A 19,454-nucleotide genomic window follows, 5' to 3' on the forward strand; every position below is an offset into this window, starting at 1 on the left:
GGCCGTCCCGCGAGACGGCGTCAGCTCGCCGCCACCACCCACTCGCCGGACCATAAGTGAACGTCAGAGCACCCGCCCGCTACGCTCGTCGCGTGGAGAACCAGACGAAGCTGACGGCGGGCGACGCCGAACTGATCCTGGAGCCCGGGAACGGCTGCCGGATCGCCTCCCTGCGGGTCGCGGGGACGGAACTCCTGCGCCAGGGCGACCGATTCGGCGCCTTTCTTATGGTGCCGTGGGCGGGCAGAACCGAGAACGGGGTCTTCCGCAACGGCGGTGTCACCCACCAGCTCCCGGTGGACGCGCCCCCGCACGCGATCCATGGCACCGGGCGGCACGTCGCCTGGCAGGAGGCGGCCCCAGCGACCGCCACGACCGCGGCCTACTACTTCGACCTGGCCGACCCCTGGCCCTACCCGGGACGGGTCACCCACACCGTGGAGCTGGCACCGCACTCGGTGACCCTGACGATGAGCGTCGAGGCGCCGGCGGGCGGGGACTCCTTCCCCGCGCAGGCCGGCTGGCACCCGTGGTGGCGGCGCAACCTCGGCCAGGGCGGGCAGGACGTCGAGCTGGCGTTCAGCGCGGAGTGGCAGGAGGAGCGCGGCAGCAACCACCTGCCCAACGGCAACCGCATCGACCCCAAGCCCGGCCCCTGGGACGACTGCTTCGGCATGCCCGACGGGGTGGACGTGACGCTGACCTGGCCCGGCGAGATGCGGCTCGAGGTGCGCAGCCCCGCACAGTGGGCGGTGATCTACGACGAGCAGCCCGAGGCGGTGTGCGTCGAGCCGCAGTCCGGCCCGCCCAACGGCCTGAACACCGCACCGCGGCTGGTCACCCCGATCGACCCGCTGGAGATTTCCACCGTCTGGACCTGGCACCGGATCGGCTGACCCGGGCACCCGCCCCTGCCCGACCAGGGGATCCGCCCCCGAGGAACGGAACCGGCCCCGCGACCGGCGCTGCGTGCGCCCGGTCGCGGGGCCGGATACTTGTGGGCATGAGTGACGACGTACGCAGTGCCCTGCTGCAGCAGATCAAGGACAAGGCCGTGGTGCACGGCAAGGTGACCCTCTCCTCCGGGCTGGAGGCCGACTTCTACATCGACCTGCGGCGCATCACGCTGGACGGCGAGGCGGCACCGCTGGCCGGACAGGTGATGCTGGACCTGACCGCTGACCTGGACTTCGACGCGGTCGGCGGCCTGACACTGGGCGCCGACCCGGTGGCCGGAGCGATGCTGCACGCCTCCGCGGCGCGCGGGAAGCGGCTGGACGCCTTCGTGGTGCGCAAAGCCAACAAGGCGCACGGGCTGCAGCGCCGTATCGAGGGCACGGAGGTCAAGGGCCGCCGGGTGCTGGTGGTGGAGGACACCTCGACCACCGGCGGCTCGCCGCTGACCGCGGTCGAGGCGGTCAGGGAAGCGGGCGGCGAGGTGGTCGCGGTCGCCGTGATCGTCGACCGCGGCGCGGAGCCGAAGGTTACGCAGGCGGGTCTGCCGTATCTCGCCGCGTATTCGCTGGCCGACCTCGATCTGGGCTGATCTGCTCGCCGCCGCCGTCCGCATCCCGGTCGGCGGCGGCCCCGGCGACCTCTTCCCAGCGGTGCGCTGACCTGCGGTTTTGTGCGCTCCGTGATGTTCCACGTGAAACATGCGGCGGGCGGTCCGCGACAGGCTCCGTACCGAGGTGGTGTATCCGTTCGGGAATGGGAAGATAGGGCCGACGATGACGTCGCCACGCCAGCACCACCACCCCGCGGAATCTGAGGAGCGGAAACGATGCCCATCGCAACCCCCGAGGTCTACAACGACATGCTCGACCGGGCGAAGGCGGGCAGGTTCGCCTACCCGGCCATCAATGTCACCTCGTCGCAGACGCTGCATGCCGCGCTGCGCGGCCTCGCCGAGGCGGAGAGCGACGGCATCATCCAGATCTCCACGGGCGGCGCGGAGTTCCTGGGCGGCCAGTACAGCAAGGACATGGTCACCGGCGCGGTCGCGCTCGCCGAGTTCGCTCACATCGTCGCCGAGAAGTACCCGGTCACCGTCGCGCTGCACACCGACCACTGCCCGAAGGACAAGCTGGACGCCTACGTCCGCCCGCTGCTGGCGATCTCGCAGGAGCGTGTCGACGCCGGCCGCAACCCGCTGTTCCAGTCCCACATGTGGGACGGCTCCGCCGAGAACCTGGACGACAACCTCGCCATCGCCAAGGAGCTGCTGGCCCAGGCGGCCAAGGCCAAGATCATCCTGGAGATGGAGATCACCCCGACCGGCGGTGAGGAGGACGGCGTCTCGCACGAGATCAACGACAACCTCTACACCACCGTCGACGACGCCTTCCGCACCGTCGAGGCGGTCGGCCTCGGCGAGCAGGGCCGCTACCTGCTGGCCGCCTCCTTCGGCAACGTCCACGGCGTCTACAAGCCGGGCAACGTGGTGCTGCGCCCGGGCATCCTCAAGGAGCTCCAGGACGCGGTGGCGCAGAAGTACGGCAAGGCCAACGCCTTCGACTTCGTCTTCCACGGCGGCTCCGGCTCCACGCTCGAGGAGATCAACGAGGCGCTGGAGAACGGCGTCGTGAAGATGAACATCGACACCGACCTGCAGTACGCCTTCACCCGTCCCGTCGCCGGGCACATGTTCGCCAACTACGACGGTGTGCTGAAGGTCGACGGCGAGGTCGGCAACAAGAAGGCCTACGACCCGCGCGTGTGGGGCAAGGCGGCCGAGGCGGGCATGGCCGCCCGCGTCGTCGTCGCCGCGGAGAACCTGCGCTCGGCGGGCAACAAGCGCAAGTAGTCCTCACCGGCGCTGCCCGGCCCACCGGCCGCTGCCCGGCCCACCGGCCGCTGCCCGGCCCACCGGCCGCTGCCCGGCCCACCGGCGCTGCCCGGCCCACCGGCCGCCGCCCGCAGGGCCGTGAGACCCCGAAAGGACCCCAGGCAACCTTGCCCGGGGTCCTTTCGCACGCCGGCTCGGGCAGACTGGAACCCATGGCCAATCACGAGAATCTGCTCGGGGGTCCCGCCCCCACCCACCTGCCCGACGACCCGGAGCCGCGCGAGCTGCTCGCCTCGGGCACCGCGCCCGCCGAGGTCGCGAAGAAGTACCCGGCGTCCTCGCTGGTCTGGGCACAGCTTGCCGACGACGCCTTCGAGGCGGGCAGCGTCGTGGAGTCCTACGCCTACGCCCGCACCGGCTACCACCGCGGCCTCGACGCGCTGCGCAGGGCCGGCTGGAAGGGCCACGGCCCGGTGCCGTTCGAGCACGAGCCGAACCGCGGTTTCCTGCGCGCACTGCACGCGCTCGGCCGGGCAGCCCAGGCCATCGGCGAGGAGGACGAGTACGAGCGCTGCACCGCCTTCCTGCGGGACAGCTCGCCGACCGCTGCCGACACCCTGAGCTGAGTCCCCCGGGGGCCGCCCCGGCCCCCCTGCGGCCGCCTGCCGCCCGCCGCCCAATGTTGCAGTCCTGCCACAGAGGGGTGGCGCGTGGCATAGCCACGTACCTGTGTGCGATTCTTGGCGGTGTTCTTCGTGTCGTACACGTGTGTGTCCGACCACATGTCCACACGCAGCACGGATAAGCCATGGGGGGCCGGAGCAGGAGCCGGGGCCGTGGGCCGGCTGCGCGGCCGCAGGGGGAGTCTTGGCAGCACAACGCAGCCGGCATCGTCATGGACGCCGGCGGGCGAAGAGCCGCGCCGCGATAGCCGGGCCGCTAGCGCTCGGTGTCGTCCTCCTCGTCGTCGTCACCGCCGGATACGCGGCCTGGCACAAGACCCAGGAGACCGCGGGCTCCGCGGTGCTGGACGACGGCATCAAGGCGTCCGCCACGGCCACCACCACCCCGCCGTCCTCCGCGGCCGCGGACGGCGGCCGCAGCCCCTCCGCCCGGCCGTCCCCCTCCCGCACCGCCACGAGCACCCCGCCGCGCCCGACCCGCACGCCCTCGCCGCCGCCGCCCACGTCCGTGCCGAAGTCCGGCACCGGCACCTTCAGCACCGCCAGGGCCGACGGCAGCGCCTCAGGGCACGGCCTCATCCGCCGCTACAAGGTCGAGGTCGAGGGCGGCATCTCGCTGTCGGCCACCGACGCGGCCCACGAGATCGCCGCCATCCTGGCCAACCCGCGCGGCTGGACCGCCGACGGCCACGACGGCTTCCAGCTGGTCTCCTCCGGCCCCGCCGACTTCGTGATCAAGGTTGCGACACCGGACACCGTGGACGACATCTGCGGTGCCGCGGGCCTGCTCACCCGCGGCGAGGTCAACTGCGACGTCGGCGCCACCGTCGTCGTCAACCTCAAGCGCTGGATGCTCGGCTCGCCCGAGTTCGACGGCCCCATCGAGGGCTACCGCGCGCTGATCATCAACCACGAGGTCGGCCACCGCATCGGCCACCACCACGAGGGCTGCCCGGGACCGGGCAAGCCGGCGCCGGTGATGATGCAGCAGATCAAGGGCCTCAAGGGCTGCACCGCCAACCAGTGGCCCTACGACGCCCGCGGGCGCTACATCTCCGGGCCGCCCGTCGCGTGACCTGCGGCGCCCGCCGGCCGCGCGACCCTCCTGCGGCGGCACGCCGCGGGAGGCCGGGCCTTGCCGGATTCGTCCGCACCGCCGATGATCGCGGCGTGGCCCGGTGATCCCGGGCGACCCGTTCTGGAGGTAGACATGTCCGACACACCGATCGACGAGGCGGCGACCCCGAACCTCTCGTTCGAGGGCAGCACGCCGTACGAGGACTACGTACAGGCGTCCGTGCTCACCCATCTGCAGCACCCGCTGTCCGACGAGCCCGGCGAGATGGCCTTCCTGGTCACCACCCAGGTCATGGAGCTGTGGTTCACCCTGCTGGTCCACGAATGGACCACCGCGGCGCGTGCGCTGCGCCAGGACGACCTGCCGACCGCCATGGCGGCGCTGCACCGCAGCCTGCCGGAGCTGGAGTCGCTGAACGCATCCTGGAAGCCGATCGCGCACCTCACCCCCGGGCAGTTCAACGCCTACCGCTCCGCCCTCGGCGAGGGCTCCGGCTTCCAGTCCGCGATGTACCGGCGGCTGGAGTTCCTGCTCGGCGACAAGTCCGCGTCCATGCTCGTCCCGCACCGCGGCACCCCCAGCGCCCACGCGGAACTGGAGAAGGCCCTCACCGAGCCGAGCCTCTACGACGAGGTACTGCGGCTGCTCGACCGGCGCGGCTACGCCATCCCCGCCGCCGTGCTCGACCGCGACCCGTCGCTGCGCTACGAGCCGCACCCCGAGGTCGAACGGGCCTGGCAGCGCGTCTACGCCGCCGACGACCAGGACTCCGACCTCATCAGGCTCGGCGAGACCCTCACCGACGTCGCCGAATACGTGTGGCGCTGGCGCAACGACCACCTGGTGGCGACCCGCCGCGCGATGGGCGCGAAGACCGGGACCGGCGGCTCCGCGGGGGTGGCCTGGCTGGAGAAGCGCGCCACGAAGAACGTCTTCCCCGAGCTGTGGACGGCCCGTAGCCATGTCTGACCCGAACCGCCGGCCCGAGCTGACCTCGCGCGCCGCCGCCCTGGACGCCGCCGACCCGCTCGCGGCCGTACGCGACCGCTTCGCGCTCGACGACGCCACCGTCTACCTCGACGGCAACTCGCTGGGCGCGCTGTCCACCGGGGTGCTGCCGCGGCTGGCCGACGTCGTCACCCGCGAGTGGGGCGAGCTGCGGATCAGGTCGTGGGAGGAGAGCGGCTGGTGGACCGCACCCGAGCGGATCGGCGACCGTATCGCCCCGCTGGTCGGCGCCGCCCCCGGGCAGGTCGTGGTCGGCGACTCGACCAGCGTCAACGTCTTCAAGGCGCTGGTCGCCGCGGTCCGGATGGCGCCGCCCGGGCGGACCGAGATCCTGGTGGACGCCGCGACCTTCCCCACCGACGGCTACATCGCCGCCTCCGCGGCCCGGCTGACCGGCCGCACCGTCCGGCCCGTGCCCGCAGCCGACATCGGCGCGGCCGCAGGCGCCTCGACGGCAGCCGCCCTGGTCAACCACGTCGACTACCGCACCGGGCGGCTGTACGACCTGGCCGGCACCACCGCCGCCCTGCACGCGGCGGGCGCGCTCGCCGTGTGGGACCTGTGCCACAGCGCGGGCGCGCTGCCGGTGGCGCTGGACGCCGACGGGGTCGACCTGGCGGTCGGCTGCACCTACAAGTACCTCAACGGCGGCCCCGGCTCGCCGGCCTACCTCTACGTACGCCGCGAGCTGCAGCCGCGCTTCGACTCGCCGCTGCCCGGCTGGAACTCGCACGCCGACCCCTTCGGCATGTCGCCCGGCTACGAGCCCGCCGAGGGTGCGCCCCGCGGCCGGGTCGGCACCCCGGAGATCCTCTCGCTGCTCGCCCTCGACGCGGCCCTCGACGTCTGGGACGGCGTGACGACCGAGTCCGTACGGGCCAAGAGCCTCGGGCTGACCGACTTCTTCCTGGACTGCACGGCCGCGCTGCTGCCGCCCGGCCGGGTCGACTCCGTCACGCCCGCCGCGCACCGGGAACGCGGCAGCCAGGTGTCGCTGCGCTGCGCGGACGCCGCCGAGGTGATGCGCGAGCTGACCGCCAGGGGCGTCGTCGGCGACTACCGCAGGCCCGACGTGCTGCGCTTCGGCTTCACCCCGCTCTACACCCGCTACGCGGACGCGCTGCGCGCCGCGCGCGTACTGGCCGACGTGATCGAAGGGACCGCCTGACCGATGGCTGCCGACTCCGCCGTGCCCCCGCCCCGGTCCGAGGCCGCGGCGGAGGAGGCGTCGGCCTTCCGGCACGCACCCGTGCCCGCGGACGCCACCGCCCGCTACGGCGACCAGCAGGGGCAGCTGGTCGACTTCTACCGTCCGGCCCCCGCGCGCGGCGGCGACGCCCGTCCCGCGCCGCTGGTCGCGGTGCTGCACGGCGGTGCCTGGCGGGCACGCTACGACCGCGCGCATATCTCCCCGCTGGCCGCGCACCTGGCCCGGCAGGGCTTCGCGGTGGCGTCGGTGGAATACCGCACGGGCGCCCCCGGCAAGGCCTCCGCCGCCGGGCGCTGGCCCGACACCTTCGACGACGTGGCCGCCGCCGTCGACGCGCTGCCCGCACTGGCCGTACAGGCGCTCGGCGCGGACCAGGTCGACCCGCGCCGCGTCGTGCTCACCGGGCACAGCGCGGGCGGCCACCTGGCGCTGTGGGCCGCCGCGCGGCACGTGCTGCCCCCCGAGTCCCGCTGGCACCGCCCCGCACCTCCCCCGTTGCGCGGCGTGGTGGCGCTGGCCCCGATAGCCGACTTCACCTCCGCGATGCGGTTGCGGGTGTGCTCCGACGCCGTGATCGAGCTGCTCGGCGGCCCCGACCACCTCACGGCCCGGCTTCCGCACGTCGACCCCGCCGGGCTGCTTCCCACCGGCATCCCGGTCACCATCGTGCACGGCACCACTGACATCGACGTCCCGCCGCAGGTCAGCCACGCGTACGCCCGCGCGGCGGCGGCAGCGGGGGAGGAGGTCGTCACGGCGTGGCTGCCCGGGACCGGGCACTTCCCGCTGATCGACCCGTCCGCCCCGGCGGTGTCGGCTGTCGCCGACGAGATCGCCCAACTCGCCTGGTAGCCGTCCGCCTCCCCTGCCAGGGGGGCGGGGGCGGGTGCCCCTTGCGCTGCGCGCTTGCCTTAGCCGCCGCGGGGAACTGCGCGCGTAACCCCCACCGGGGGAAAGCCGACCGCCCACCGCAAGGGGCACCCCCTCAGAAGGGCGCCGCAGAGCGCTAGCGGCTGCGCTTGGCCAGCCGCTCGACGTCGAGCAGGATCACCGCACGCGCTTCGAGGCGGAGCCACCCGCGTCCCGCGAAGTCGGCAAGCGCCTTGTTCACGGTCTCGCGCGACGCCCCGACCAGCTGCGCGAGCTCCTCCTGCGTGAGGTCGTGGACGACGTGGATGCCCTCCTCGGACTGCACGCCGAAGCGCCGGGAGAGGTCGAGCAGCGCCTTGGCGACACGTCCGGGCACATCGGAGAAGACCAGGTCGGACATGACGTCGTTGGTCCGCCGCAGCCTGCGGGCGACGGCGCGCAGCAGCGCCGTGGAGACCTCGGGCCGTACGTTCAGCCAGGGCTGCAGGTCACCGTGGCCGAGGCCGAGCAGCTTCAGCTCGGTCAGCGCGGTGGCGGTGGCGGTCCGCGGGCCGGGGTCGAAGAGCGACAGCTCACCGATCAGCTCGCCGGGTCCGACCACGGCCAGCATGTTCTCCCGGCCGTCGGGCGAGGTGCGGTGCAGCTTCACCTTGCCTTCGGTGACGACGTACAGCCGGTCCCCGGGGTCGCCCTCGTGGAACAGCGAGTCGCCACGCGCGAGCGTGACCTCGGTCATGGAGGCACGCAGTTCAGCGGCCTGCTCGTCGTCGAGCGCCGCGAAAAGCGGGGCACGGCGCAGAACGTCGTCCACGAGCTCTCTCCTTGTCGGCATCGCTGGGATGTCCCCATGATGCATGACGTCTCAAAGCAGTGCGATCAATCACAAGGATGTCGTATCCGGGGCCGTATCCGTGCTCCGGGGGTCCGATTGGGCGTCCGGTGAGGTGTCGGTGGCGGCTGAACGGGTGGCCGCGAGGGTGGATTCCGCTGTCAGCGAACACCCGCCGGGACGGGGCCGCCGACACCGGCGGTACGGATCTCCGCCGGGTGTCGGTGGCGGCCCGTAGTCTGGCGGCATGGCGACGAGTAGTGGCGCGACGAGCGGGACCGCGGCCGGCGGTGCCGCGGTCAAGAAGAAGGCGAAGGTCGCGCAGACGCATACGGGACTGGTGCGGCAGGCCCGGCGGATCAACCGCGAACTGGCCGAGGTGTATCCGTACGCCCACCCCGAGCTGGACTTCGAGAATCCCTTCGAGCTGCTGATCGCCACCGTGCTGTCCGCGCAGACCACCGACCTGCGGGTGAACCAGACGACGCCGGCGCTGTTCGCGCTGTATCCGACGCCGGAGGCGATGGCGGCGGCCGATCCGACGGCGCTGGAGGAGATCCTGCGGCCCACGGGATTCTTCCGCGCCAAGGCCCGCTCGGTGCTCGGCCTGTCCGCGGCGCTGCGCGACGACTTCGGCGGCGAGGTCCCCGGCCGCCTCGAAGACCTGGTCAAGCTGCCCGGCGTCGGCCGCAAGACGGCCAACGTTGTCCTCGGCAACGCCTTCGGCGTACCGGGGATCACCGTGGACACCCACTTCGGACGGCTGTCCCGGCGCTTCGGCTGGACCACCTCCGAGGACCCGGAGAAGGTCGAGCAGGACGTCGCGGGGCTCTTCCCGAAGTCGGAGTGGACGATGCTGTCGCATCGCGTCGTCTTCCACGGCCGCCGGATCTGCCACGCCCGCAAGCCCGCCTGCGGCGCCTGCCCCATCGCACCTCTGTGCCCTTCGTACGGCGAGGGCGAGATGGACCCGGAGAAGGCGAAGAAGCTGCTCAAGTACGAGAAGGGCGGCGCACCCGGCCAGCGCCTGAAGCCACCGCCGGACTATCCGGGGCAGCCCGCGCCCCCGCTGGCGGCCTCATGACGCAGGCACGGGGGACGGGGGCGGGGGTGACGGTCAGCAGGGAGGGGCTGCCCGGCTGGCTCCGCCCGGTCGCGGACGCGGCGGACGGGATACGTCCCGAGCAGCTGAGCCGGTTCCTGCCGCCCGCGGCAGGGGGCCGCCAGTCCGCGGTGCTTATCCTCTTCGGCGAGGACCAGGGCGCGGGCGGGGCCGCCGTGCCCGACCTGCTGCTCATCGAGCGGTCCGCGGCCCTGCGCTCGCACGCGGGCCAGCCGTCCTTCCCCGGCGGCGCCCTGGACCCGGAGGACGGCGACCCCGACGGTGACGGGCCGTTGCGGGCCGCGCTGCGCGAGGCCCGGGAGGAGACCGGCCTCGACCCTGCGGGAGTGCAGCTCTTCGGGGTGCTGCCGCGGCTCTACATCCCGGTCAGCAGCTTCGTGGTGACGCCGGTGCTCGGCTGGTGGCGTCAGCCGAGCCCGGTCGGCGTCGTCGACCCGGCCGAGACCGCCCGGGTCTTCCGGGTCCCGCTCGCCGACCTCACCGACCCCGCGAACCGCGCCACCCTCGTCCACCCCAGCGGCTTCCGCGGCCCGGCGTTCCTGGTGCAGGACGCCCTGGTGTGGGGCTTCACGGCGGGCCTGATCGACAAGATCCTGTACTTCGCCGGCTGGGAGCTGCCCTGGGACCGGGAGCGTACGGTCCCGCTCGGCCGCCCCGAGCACCTGTGACAACCGTACGGTCCCACGCGCTCAGGTCGCCATGAGACCGTGTTCCCCGTGAACGTGCTGGACTTCCTGCTCATCCTCGCCGCCGCCTGGTTCGCCGTGATCGGCTACCGGCAGGGCTTCGTCGTCGGCGTCATGTCGGTGATCGGCTTCCTCGGCGGCGGCCTCGTCGCGATCTACCTGCTCCCGCTGGTGTGGGACAAGGCGACCGGCGACGCGACCCCCGGTTCCGTCGCCGTGGTGTCGGCGGTGGCCATCGTCATCGTGTGCGCGTCGGTGGGGCAGGCGTTCACGACCCATCTGGGCAACAAGGTCCGTACGAAGATCACCTGGTCGCCGGCCCGGGCGATCGACGCGAGCGGCGGCGCGCTGGTCAACGTGCTGGCGATGCTGATGGTCGCGTGGCTGATCGGCAGCGCCCTGGCCACCACAGCGCTGCCGACGATAGGCCGCGAGGTTCGGTCCTCGAAGGTGCTGCTCGGGGTCTCGCGGGTGGTCCCGGCGGAGGCCGACACCTGGTTCACCGACTTCAGCTCCACGCTGGCGCAGAACGGCCTGCCGCAGGTCTTCGGCACCTTCGGCTCCGAGTCGATCACCTCGGTGCCCGCGCCGGATCCCGCGCTGGTCAACAGCCCCGTCGTGGAGAACGCCCGGCGCAGCATCGTGAAGGTGGTCGGCACCGCGCCCGGCTGCGGCAAGGTGCTCGAAGGCTCCGGCTTCGTCTTCGCCAAGGACCGGGTCATGACGAACGCGCATGTCGTCGGCGGCGTCTCTGAGCCCACCGTGCAGGTCGGCGGCAAGGGCAAGCTGCACGACGCCCGGGTGGTGCTCTACGACTGGCAGCGCGACATCGCCGTCCTCGACGTGCCGGGGCTCAAGGCGCCCGAGCTGCACTTCGCCACCACCGACGAGCGCACGCGCGACGACGCGATCGTGGCGGGTTTCCCGGAGAACGGCCCCTTCGACGTGCGCGCCGCCCGTGTCCGCGACCGTATCCAGGCCAACGGCCCGGACATCTACCACCGCGGCACGGTCCACCGGGACGTCTACTCGCTCTACGCGACCGTCCGGCAGGGCAATTCCGGCGGCCCGCTGCTCACCCCGGAAGGGAAGGTCGCCGGGGTGGTCTTCGCCAAGTCGCTCGACGACTCCAACACCGGCTACGCCCTGACCGCGGACGAGATCGCCCCTGACGCGTCCGCGGGACGTACCGCGGACCGGCAGGTGGACAGCGAGAGCTGCGCGCTGTGAGCCGGCCGTGCCGGGGTGCCTTCCCCCGGCGCGGCACGGCGGGTGTCAGTCGCGCGGATGGCGCAGCCGGGCGCCGACCCACCTGGCCCGGCGCCTGAGGATGCGGGGAATGCCCAGCGGGACCTCGCCCGGCGGGAAGAGGTCCATGGGCGTCGTAGTGCTGACGGCAGCGGAAGTACTTCGGCGATTCCGTGACACATCACGGTAGTCGTGCGTCCAACCCATACCGACCTAAGTGCCCGCGCCTCGTGGTCGGTAATCGCCGTTTGCTGGTCCGGTTGGCGTATGCGTCCGGCATTTTAACGATCATACTTTTGTCGTACCGGCTCGGGCAGGGACTCGGACGGGGGCTTCGGACGGGGTCAGCGGTCCGGTTCCGGGTCCTTGAGCCAGTTGATCAGCTCGGCGGAGAAGGCGGCCGGGTCCTCCTCGTGCGGGAAGTGCCCGAGGCCGTCGAAGAGCCGCCAGCGGTAGGGCGCCTCCACGTACTCCCCGCTGCCCGCCGCGCTGCCCGTCCTTATCGCCGGATCGAGCGAACCGTGCACATGCAGTGTCGGCACCCTGACCGGCCGCTTCATCCTGCGGTTGAACTGGATGCCGTCCGGACGCACCATCGACCGCACCATCCAGCGGTACGGCTCCACCGCGCAGTGCGCGGTCGACGGGATCTGCATCGCCCGCCGGTAGACGTCGATCGCCTCGTCGTCCGGCAGCGAGGGACCCGACCAGTCGTGGATCAGCTGCCCGACCAGCGCCGCGTCGTCCGCGACGAGCTGCCGTTCGGGCAGCCACGGCCGCTGGAAGCCCCAGATGTACGCCCCCGAGCGGCTCTGCCGCAGGTCGGTCAGCATCGCCGTACGCCAGCGCCGCGGGTGCGGCATCGAGCTGACCGCGAGCCGGCGCACCAGCTTGGGCCGCATCGCCGCGGCCGTCCAGGCCAGGTATCCGCCCAGGTCGTGGCCGACGAGAGCGGCGTCCGCCTCGCCGAGGGAGCGGATCACCCCGGTCACGTCGAGGGCCAGGTTGCCCGCGTCGTAGCCGCGCGGCGTCCGGTCGCTGCCGCCGACCCCGCGCAGGTCCATCGCCACCGCGCGGAAACCCGCGTCGGCCAGCGCGGTGAGCTGGTGCCGCCAGGTCCACCAGAACTGCGGGAAGCCGTGCAGGAACAGCACCAGCGGCCCGTCACCGACCTCGGCGATGTGGAAGCGGGCGCCGTTGGCAGCCACGTCGCGATGCGTCCATGGGCCGTCGGGCCGGGCCACCGACGCGCTCGACCCGCCTTTTTTCCACGGGTTTCCCGACCCGTCGGCGAGGTTCATGCTCCAGAGCGTGTCACATCTTCGCGTCGGCCGTGGCGTCCCGGGTGGGCAGGACGCGTGAGGACTCCGTGGCTCCGCTGCGCAGCGCGGGCACGCCGCCGTCGGCCAGCTCGCGCGGGTGCGGCCTGGCCTTCTGCAGCACCGCCGCGGTCTCCTTCGCCGACGCGATCGAGCGCTCCGGCTTCTTGACCTTCTTGAACCGCCCGTAGGCGAACGCGCCGAGCAGCAGCGCCAGCACCACGTAGCCGCCGAAGACGATCAGGAACGACCAGCCCAGCGTGAGTCCGAGCGCCTGGAGGCCGTACGCCGCGGCGAAACTGAGCATCGGCACGGAGAAGAAGGCGAGCGCCAGCGCGCCGAGGACCGCCCCGCTGCCGAACGCCGCGCGCTTGGCGTCCTGCCGCAGCTCCGCCTTGGCGAGCGCGATCTCGTCGTGCACCAGGGCGCTCATCTCCGCCGTGGCGGCGGCGAAAAGCTGCCCGATACTGCGGCTGTCACCGTTGTGGGCCTCGCTCATCGCGTCCTCCGTCGTTCCGTCGTCCCCTGCGGGGGCGGTACGGGTCCCGGTCGGACACCGGCGCTCCGCCCGTTCGCTGATCCGATCATGCCTCAGATGGTGTCAGGTCCGCCGTTGCGGCGGGCCAGTTGGGCGAGCCTGCGGTGCTCCGCGGCCTTGCGCTCCAGGATCTCGGCCATCCTGAGGTGGTATTCGGGCTCGTTCTCCTCGTAGATGTCGGGGATGCCGTCGCCGTCCTCGTCGCGCTCCTCGTTGTCGTACAGCCGGCGGTAGGTGTTGTTGCGCAGCTTGAGCAGGACCGCGGCCAGCACCGCGGAGACGGCCGACGCGACCAGCACGGCGGCCTTGACCTCGTCGGTGAGCAGCGGGTGGCCGTCGAAGGCCAGTTCGCCGATCAGCAGCGAGACGGTGAAGCCGATACCGGCAAGCGCCGACACGGCGAAGACGTCGGGCCACGTCAGGTCGGGGTTCAGCTCCGCGCGGGTGAAGCGGGCGGCGCACCAGGTGCCGCCGAAGACGCCGATGGTCTTGCCGGCCACCAGGCCGATGAACACCCCGAGCGTCTCGGGCCTGGTGAAGACGTCGGCCAGCGCCTGCCCGGAGATCGCCACACCCGCGCTGAACAGCGCGAACAGTGGTACGGCCAGGCCCGCGGACAGCGGTCGCACCAGGTGTTCGACGTGCTCGCCGGGGGACTGGCTCTCGCCCGGCCGGGTGGTGCACCGCAGCATCAGGCCCATGGCCACGCCCGCGATGGTGGCGTGCACCCCGCTGTTGAGCATCAGTGCCCAGATGACCAGCGCGAGGGGCACGTAGACGTACCAGCCGCGCACTCCGATGCGCAGCAGCAGCCAGAAGAGCACCAGGCAGGCGGCGGCACCGGCCAGCGCCGCGAAGTTGATCATCGAGGTGAAGAAGACGGCGATGATCAGGATCGCGATGAGGTCGTCGACGACGGCGAGGGTCAGCAGGAACGCGCGCAGCGCGGCCGGCAGAGCGGTGCCGATCACGGCGAGCACGGCCAACGCGAAGGCGATGTCGGTGGCGGTGGGGACGGCCCAGCCCTTGAGCGAGCCGCCGCCGGCGCCGCTGACCACGGTGTAGACCAGGGCCGGCACCGCCATGCCGCACACCGCGGCGATGACGGGCAGTGCGGCCGCCGCCGGTGAGCGCAGCTCGCCGGCGACCAGTTCGCGTTTGAGTTCGACGCCGGCGACGAAGAAGAACACCGCGAGCAGGCCGTCGGCCGCCCAGTGCTCCACGGACAGGTGCAGGCCGAGCGCGGACGGCCCGAAGTGGAAGTCGGCGGCCGCCTCGTAGCTGTGGTGCAGCGTGTTCGCCCAGATGAGTGCCGCCACGGCGGCCAGCAGGAGCAGAACGCCGCCCACGGTCTCGGTGCGCAGCGCGTCGGCGAGGAAGTTCCGCTCAGGCAGGGACAGCCGGCCCAGTAGGACGGCGGTGCGACGGCGCCTCGGGTCGGACACGGGGGGCGGCCTCCTGGGAGTCGTTCAACCGGCTGCGGACACAGGTGTGCTGTGTGCCGACCAGACTTCCCGGCGCTCCCTCAAGTCTCGTCGCGATCCCGCCGCGACGTGTCCTCAGCCTAGCCCGTAAGGAGGAGGGCGCCGCCCTGCCGGGACGCCCTCCCCTTACGGCGGGTCAGTCCTCGCTGGCGGCGGTGGGTAGCCGGCTTTGGATGAGGTCCATGACGGAGGAGTCGGTGAGTGTGGTGACGTCGCCGAGTTCGCGGTTTTCTGCGACGTCGCGGAGGAGGCGGCGCATGATCTTGCCGGAGCGGGTCTTGGGCAGCTCCGAGACGATCAGGATGCGTTTGGGTTTGGCGATGGGGCCGAGGGTCTTGCCGACGTGGTCGCGCAGTTCTGCCACCAGGTCTGCGCTGTCTTGTGCGGTGCCGCGCAGGATGACGAAGGCGACGATGGCCTGGCCGGTGGTTTCGTCGGTGGCGCCGACGACGGCGGATTCGGCGACCTTGGGGTGGGAGACGAGTGCGGATTCGACTTCGGTGGTGGAGATGTTGTGGCCGGAGACGAGCATGACGTCGTCGACGCGGCCCAGGAGCCAGATGTCGCCGTCGTCGTCTTTCTTGGCGCCGTCGCCGGCGAAGTAGCGGCCGGGGAAGCGGGACCAGTAGGTGTCGATGTAGCGCTGGTCGTCGCCCCAGATGGTGCGCAGCATCGAGGGCCAGGGTTCGGTGAGGACGAGGTAGCCGCCGGAGCCGTTGGGTACTTCGTTTGCTTCGTCGTCGACGACGGTGGCGGCGATGCCGGGCAGGGGGGTTTGTGCGGAGCCGGGTTTGGTGGCGGTGACGCCGGGCAGCGGGCTGATCATCATCGCGCCGGTCTCGGTCTGCCACCAGGTGTCGACGACGGGTGTGGTGCCGGCGCCGATGTGTTCGCGGTACCAGATCCAGGCCTCGGGGTTGATGGGTTCGCCGACGCTGCCCAGTATCCGCAGGCTGGACAGGTCGAACTTCGCGGGGATGTCGTCGCCCCACTTCATGAAGGTGCGGATCGCGGTGGGCGCGGTGTAGAGGATCGTGACCCCGTATTTCTGGATGATCTCCCAGAACCTGCCCTGGTGCGGGGTGTCGGGGGTGCCTTCGTAGATGACCTGGGTGGCGCCGTTGGACAGGGGTCCGTAGACGATGTAGGAGTGCCCGGTGACCCAGCCGATGTCGGCGGTGCACCAGTAGACGTCGGTTTCCGGCTTGAGGTCGAAGACGGCGTGGTGGGTGTAGCTGGCCTGGGTCAGGTAGCCGCCGGAGGTGTGCAGGATGCCCTTGGGCTTTCCCGTGGTGCCAGAGGTGTAGAGGATGAACAGGGGGTGTTCGGCGTTGAAGGGCTGCGGGGTGTGCTCGGCGGGCTGGCGGGCGGTGATCTCGTGCCACCACACGTCGCGTCCCTCGGTCCAGGCCACGTCCTGTCCGGTGCGGCGGACGACCAGGACGTGCTCGACCTGCGGGGTGCGGGCGACGGCGTCGTCGATGGCGGGTTTGAGCGCGGAGGGCTTGCCGCGGCGGTAGCCGCCGTCGGCGGTGATGACGAGTTTGGCGTCGGCGTCGTCGATCCGGGAGGCCACCGCGTCGGCGGAGAAGCCGCCGAAGACCACCGAGTGGGCGGCGCCGATCCTGGCGCAGGCGAGCATCGCCACGACCGCCTCGGGGATCATCGGCAGGTACACCGCGACCCGGTCGCCCTTGCCGACACCGAGTTCGGTCAGGGCGTTGGCCGCGCGGCTGACCTCGTCCTTGAGTTCGGCGTAGCTGATCGCCCGGCTGTCGCCGGGCTCGCCCTCGAAGTGCAGGGCGATACGGTCGCCGTGTCCGGCCTCGACGTGGCGGTCGACGCAGTTGTAGGCCACGTTCAGCTCGCCGTCGGCGAACCACTTGGCGAACGGCGGGTTCGACCAGTCCAGCGTCTGGGTCGGCTCACTCGCCCACGTCAGCCGCCGGGCCTGCTCGGCCCAGAAGCCCAGCCGGTCCGCCGCGGCCTGCTCATACGCGGCCGCGGTGACGTTCGCGGCGGCGGCCAGCCCCACCGGAGGCACGAACCGCCGCTCCTCCTTCAGCAGGTTCGCCAGGCTCTCGTTGCTGCTCACGCCAGCTCCTTGTCAGGGTGTCCCAGATGTCCCAGCACTACCTCATCAGTCCTGGCGCACCCTGACAAGGGTTCGCTACGAAATGGTTTAGACCTTTGCGGCAAGCCCGTACGCCTCCGGCTCGGGCCCGCCGCCGGCGGCGGCGGCGGTCGGCACCGCGCGCTGCCCGGCCTCGGGTTGTACCGCCGCGAACACACTGGTCGCCGGGTCCAGGATGTAGGCCTGCGCCTCTGCGACGTGGAAGTACATCCCGTGCAGTTGGAGTGCACCCTCCGACACCCGCCGGGCCACGCACGGGTGGGCCATCAGATGATCCAGCTGCTGCATGACGTTGACCAGGCTGAGCCGCTCGTGGTCGTCGGCCACCGGCCGGTCGGCGAGGGCCACTTCACCGCGCCCCAGCCGGCCGATCCTGGACAGCCGGGCCAGACTCGGTCTGCCGTGCCGCAGCCAGCGTGCCAGCGGTGTCTGCGCGCCCGGCTCGTGGTCGGAACCCAGTAGCGCCTGCATCGCACCGCACCCCGAGTGCCCGCACACCGTGATGCTGGAGACCCCCAGTACGTCCACCGCGTACTCCACGGCGGCGGCCACCGAGTCGCACGACGCCTCGGAACCCGGCGGCGGCATCAGGTTCCCGACGTTGCGCACCGTGAAGAGGTCACCCGGTCCGCTGGAGGTGATCATGCTGGTGACCAGCCGGGAGTCCGCGCAGGTGATGAACAGCTGGCCGGGCCGCTGCCCCTCGCGGGCCAGCCGCGCCAGCTCCTCGCGGACCAGCGGTGCCGTGTTGCGCTGGAAGGCGCTCACCCCGCCGATCAACTGCCCGCCGCTGGTGGCCGGCACCGACTCCGACCGGGTGCAGTGGTGGTTGCGCCACGGCGTCCACGGGCGGCAGGCGTGCGCGCTGACCGGCTCGCTGACTGCCCGTCCGGCACCGTCGCCGAACACCGCCCGGCCACCGCGCGACCTGTGCCGCGCGCACCAGCCGCGCAGCGCCTCGTACGCCGCGTGGTCCATGAACGACCCGTCCAGCTCCACCACGGCGTTGGCCCCGTCCGGCACCTGGCCGAACGCCCTGGTCAGCCTGGGTACCGCCAGGAACGTCAACTGCCCGCTCACCCGCACCCGGTGGCAGTTCGGCTCCTCGGTCACGGTGACCCGGGTACGGGTCAGCCTCTGCAGCGACAGGAAGACCGCCACCGCTCCGCCCGCGGCCACCCCTTGCAGCACCCCGAAGACAACGACCGTGCCCAGCGTTGCCGCGTAGACGGGGAATTCGCGGTGCCGCTGGATGTGCCGGATGTGCGCGAAGCTCACCATGCGCACCCCGACGAGCATCACCAGCGCGGCCAGCGCGGCCAGCGGGATCGCTTCGAGCACGCGGCCCGCCGCCCCCGCGCACAGCAGCACCCACACCCCGTGCAGCACGGTGGCCCGCCGACTCCGCGCGCCCGCCTCCACATTGGCCGAGCCGCGCATCGCGCCGCCCGCGATCGGCAGCCCGCCGAGCAGACCCGACAGCACGTTGGACGTGCCCTGGCCCAGGAGCTCTCGGTCCAGCTTCGCCGGGGCGACCTGGGCGCCGGCCTGCCGCTTGGCCTGCAGCGCGTCCACCGCGACCGCCGACAGCAGGGACTCCATGCTCGCCACCAGGGTGACCGTGAGGACCACCGCGGCGACCCCGAGGACCGGCCCCTCCGGCAGCGCGGGCAGCGCCGGTGTCCGCCAGGAGGGCAGCTCGACCCGCGGCACCGACAGGCTCGCGGCTGCCAGCGTCGCCAGTGCCACCGCGGCCAGCGGCGCGGGGATCTTCCGCAGCGCCTCGCCCGCCCGGCCTCTGAGCCGGGGCCAGCCGAGCAGCACGACCACCGTGATCGCGCCGATGAACGGGGTGGCGGGGTGGCTGTCCATCAACTGGTCCGGCAGGGCCGCGATGTTGTCGACGGTCGAATTCTGCGGGCTGCCGCCGAGCACGACGTGCAGCTGGCCGATGGCGATGACCGTACCGATGCCGGCCAGCATGCCGTGCACGATGGCCGGGCTGACCGCGAGCGCGGCCCTGGCCACCCGCAGCACCCCGAGCAGCAGCTGCACGAGGCCGGCGAGCACGGTGATGGCGCAGGTGGCCCGCCAGCCGTATCTCTGGACGAGGTCGGCGGTGACCACCACGAGGCTGGTGGCGGCACCGCTGACCTGGAGCGGAGCACCGCCGAGCAGGCCGGCGACGATGCCGCCGACGGCGGCGGACACCAGGCCGGACTGGAGGGGGGCGCCGGTCGCCAGCGCGATGCCGAGCGACAGGGGGACAGCGATCAGGAAGACCGTGATCGAGGCGGACAGGTCGGATCGGTGGAGGTTTCTGCGGAGTCTCATTTCCCGTCTCCTTCGGTGGGCGGCGGGACTCGGTAGCGCAGTGTCATCACTCGCTACGCTCAAGAGCCGGTAAATGAACAGTAATGGCTCGAATGCGGAGAGTGAAGTCCAGAGGTCGGATC

Annotated in this window: 18 protein-coding genes; 11 read left to right on the forward strand and 7 right to left on the reverse strand. The window is 72.0% G+C overall.

Annotated features, from left to right (window positions below):
• The first annotated feature begins 92 nt into the window (after positions 1-92).
• From NFU81_RS33455 to NFU81_RS33490, 8 genes are all read left to right on the forward strand, one after another.
• Positions 93-896 (forward strand): aldose epimerase family protein, encoded by an 804-nt coding sequence (locus tag NFU81_RS33455; protein ID WP_251498693.1) that lies wholly within the window; start codon positions 93-95, stop codon positions 894-896.
• A gap of 107 nt (positions 897-1,003) precedes the next feature.
• On the forward strand, positions 1,004-1,546 hold the full coding sequence (gene pyrE / locus NFU81_RS33460; protein ID WP_251498696.1) for an orotate phosphoribosyltransferase: 543 nt from the start codon (positions 1,004-1,006) through the stop codon (positions 1,544-1,546).
• Positions 1,547-1,783: 237 nt separating this feature from the next.
• Positions 1,784-2,806 carry a class II fructose-bisphosphate aldolase gene (fbaA, locus tag NFU81_RS33465; RefSeq protein WP_251498698.1) on the forward strand — a complete coding sequence of 341 codons (1,023 nt, stop codon included), beginning with the start codon at positions 1,784-1,786 and terminating at the stop codon, positions 2,804-2,806.
• A 194-nt stretch (positions 2,807-3,000) separates the two neighbouring features.
• Positions 3,001-3,414, forward strand: coding sequence for a DUF3151 domain-containing protein (locus tag NFU81_RS33470; protein ID WP_251498701.1), 414 nt, complete (start codon positions 3,001-3,003; stop codon positions 3,412-3,414).
• Between the two features lie 241 nt (positions 3,415-3,655).
• Positions 3,656-4,546 (forward strand): DUF3152 domain-containing protein, encoded by an 891-nt coding sequence (locus NFU81_RS33475; RefSeq protein WP_251498704.1) that lies wholly within the window; start codon positions 3,656-3,658, stop codon positions 4,544-4,546.
• Between the two features lie 135 nt (positions 4,547-4,681).
• Positions 4,682-5,518 (forward strand): tryptophan 2,3-dioxygenase family protein, encoded by an 837-nt coding sequence (locus NFU81_RS33480; protein WP_251498707.1) that lies wholly within the window; start codon positions 4,682-4,684, stop codon positions 5,516-5,518.
• Positions 5,511-6,725 (forward strand): kynureninase, encoded by a 1,215-nt coding sequence (gene kynU / locus NFU81_RS33485; protein ID WP_251498710.1) that lies wholly within the window; start codon positions 5,511-5,513, stop codon positions 6,723-6,725. The genes NFU81_RS33480 and kynU overlap by 8 nt, the downstream gene beginning before the upstream one ends.
• Positions 6,726-6,728: 3 nt before the next feature.
• Entirely contained in the window at positions 6,729-7,619 is an 891-nt protein-coding gene (locus tag NFU81_RS33490; protein ID WP_251498713.1) for an alpha/beta hydrolase family protein, read from the forward strand.
• 154 nt (positions 7,620-7,773) lie between these two features.
• Here NFU81_RS33490 and NFU81_RS33495 read toward each other — a convergent pair whose 3' ends face one another.
• Positions 7,774-8,448, reverse strand: coding sequence for a Crp/Fnr family transcriptional regulator (locus tag NFU81_RS33495; protein ID WP_033174884.1), 675 nt, complete (start codon positions 8,446-8,448; stop codon positions 7,774-7,776).
• Between the two features lie 265 nt (positions 8,449-8,713).
• Here NFU81_RS33495 and nth point away from each other — a divergent pair, with 265 nt between their 5' ends.
• From nth to NFU81_RS33510, 3 genes are read left to right on the forward strand one after another with little or no spacing between them, the layout of a single operon-like run.
• Complete coding sequence (nth, locus tag NFU81_RS33500) at positions 8,714-9,550, forward strand: endonuclease III (protein ID WP_251498716.1); 837 nt, start codon at positions 8,714-8,716, stop codon at positions 9,548-9,550.
• Positions 9,547-10,257 carry an NUDIX hydrolase gene (locus tag NFU81_RS33505; RefSeq protein WP_251498718.1) on the forward strand — a complete coding sequence of 237 codons (711 nt, stop codon included), beginning with the start codon at positions 9,547-9,549 and terminating at the stop codon, positions 10,255-10,257. Before nth ends, NFU81_RS33505 begins: the two co-directional genes overlap by 4 nt.
• Positions 10,258-10,305: 48 nt before the next feature.
• Positions 10,306-11,505 (forward strand): MarP family serine protease, encoded by a 1,200-nt coding sequence (locus NFU81_RS33510; RefSeq protein WP_251498721.1) that lies wholly within the window; start codon positions 10,306-10,308, stop codon positions 11,503-11,505.
• 45 nt (positions 11,506-11,550) lie between these two features.
• Here the strand turns inward: NFU81_RS33510 and NFU81_RS33515 are convergent, their stop codons facing one another.
• From NFU81_RS33515 to NFU81_RS33540, 6 genes are all read right to left on the reverse strand, one after another.
• Positions 11,551-11,730 carry a hypothetical protein gene (locus NFU81_RS33515; RefSeq protein ID WP_251498723.1) on the reverse strand — a complete coding sequence of 60 codons (180 nt, stop codon included), beginning with the start codon at positions 11,728-11,730 and terminating at the stop codon, positions 11,551-11,553.
• Between the two features lie 137 nt (positions 11,731-11,867).
• Positions 11,868-12,824, reverse strand: coding sequence for an alpha/beta fold hydrolase (locus tag NFU81_RS33520; RefSeq protein WP_251498725.1), 957 nt, complete (start codon positions 12,822-12,824; stop codon positions 11,868-11,870).
• Between the two features lie 13 nt (positions 12,825-12,837).
• Complete coding sequence (locus tag NFU81_RS33525; protein ID WP_251498728.1) at positions 12,838-13,341, reverse strand: phage holin family protein; 504 nt, start codon at positions 13,339-13,341, stop codon at positions 12,838-12,840.
• 92 nt (positions 13,342-13,433) lie between these two features.
• Positions 13,434-14,825 carry a Na+/H+ antiporter NhaA gene (nhaA, locus tag NFU81_RS33530; RefSeq protein ID WP_251498730.1) on the reverse strand — a complete coding sequence of 464 codons (1,392 nt, stop codon included), beginning with the start codon at positions 14,823-14,825 and terminating at the stop codon, positions 13,434-13,436.
• Between the two features lie 175 nt (positions 14,826-15,000).
• Positions 15,001-16,959: an acetate--CoA ligase gene (acs, locus tag NFU81_RS33535; protein WP_251498732.1), complete on the reverse strand. Its 1,959-nt coding sequence runs from the start codon at positions 16,957-16,959 to the stop codon at positions 15,001-15,003.
• 87 nt (positions 16,960-17,046) lie between these two features.
• Positions 17,047-19,332 carry a SulP family inorganic anion transporter gene (locus NFU81_RS33540; protein ID WP_251498734.1) on the reverse strand — a complete coding sequence of 762 codons (2,286 nt, stop codon included), beginning with the start codon at positions 19,330-19,332 and terminating at the stop codon, positions 17,047-17,049.
• Positions 19,333-19,454: the final 122 nt, after the last annotated feature.

This window comes from Actinacidiphila cocklensis (genome assembly GCF_907177275.1).
GTDB lineage: Bacteria > Actinomycetota > Actinomycetes > Streptomycetales > Streptomycetaceae > Actinacidiphila > Actinacidiphila cocklensis.

Bases quoted from the DNA above. Each gene is read 5' to 3' on its own strand.
- pyrE (WP_251498696.1), top strand. From the start codon at position 1,004: ATGAGTGACGACGTACGCAGTGCCCTGCTGCAGCAGATCAAGGACAAG.
- fbaA (WP_251498698.1), top strand. From the start codon at position 1,784: ATGCCCATCGCAACCCCCGAGGTCTACAACGACATGCTCGACCGGGCG.
- NFU81_RS33470 (WP_251498701.1), top strand. From the start codon at position 3,001: ATGGCCAATCACGAGAATCTGCTCGGGGGTCCCGCCCCCACCCACCTG.
- NFU81_RS33480 (WP_251498707.1), top strand. From the start codon at position 4,682: ATGTCCGACACACCGATCGACGAGGCGGCGACCCCGAACCTCTCGTTC.
- kynU (WP_251498710.1), top strand. From the start codon at position 5,511: ATGTCTGACCCGAACCGCCGGCCCGAGCTGACCTCGCGCGCCGCCGCC.
- NFU81_RS33490 (WP_251498713.1), top strand. From the start codon at position 6,729: ATGGCTGCCGACTCCGCCGTGCCCCCGCCCCGGTCCGAGGCCGCGGCG.
- nth (WP_251498716.1), top strand. From the start codon at position 8,714: ATGGCGACGAGTAGTGGCGCGACGAGCGGGACCGCGGCCGGCGGTGCC.
- NFU81_RS33505 (WP_251498718.1), top strand. From the start codon at position 9,547: ATGACGCAGGCACGGGGGACGGGGGCGGGGGTGACGGTCAGCAGGGAG.
- NFU81_RS33515 (WP_251498723.1), bottom strand. From the start codon at position 11,730: ATGGGTTGGACGCACGACTACCGTGATGTGTCACGGAATCGCCGAAGT.
- NFU81_RS33520 (WP_251498725.1), bottom strand. From the start codon at position 12,824: ATGAACCTCGCCGACGGGTCGGGAAACCCGTGGAAAAAAGGCGGGTCG.
- NFU81_RS33525 (WP_251498728.1), bottom strand. From the start codon at position 13,341: ATGAGCGAGGCCCACAACGGTGACAGCCGCAGTATCGGGCAGCTTTTC.
- NFU81_RS33540 (WP_251498734.1), bottom strand. From the start codon at position 19,332: ATGAGACTCCGCAGAAACCTCCACCGATCCGACCTGTCCGCCTCGATC.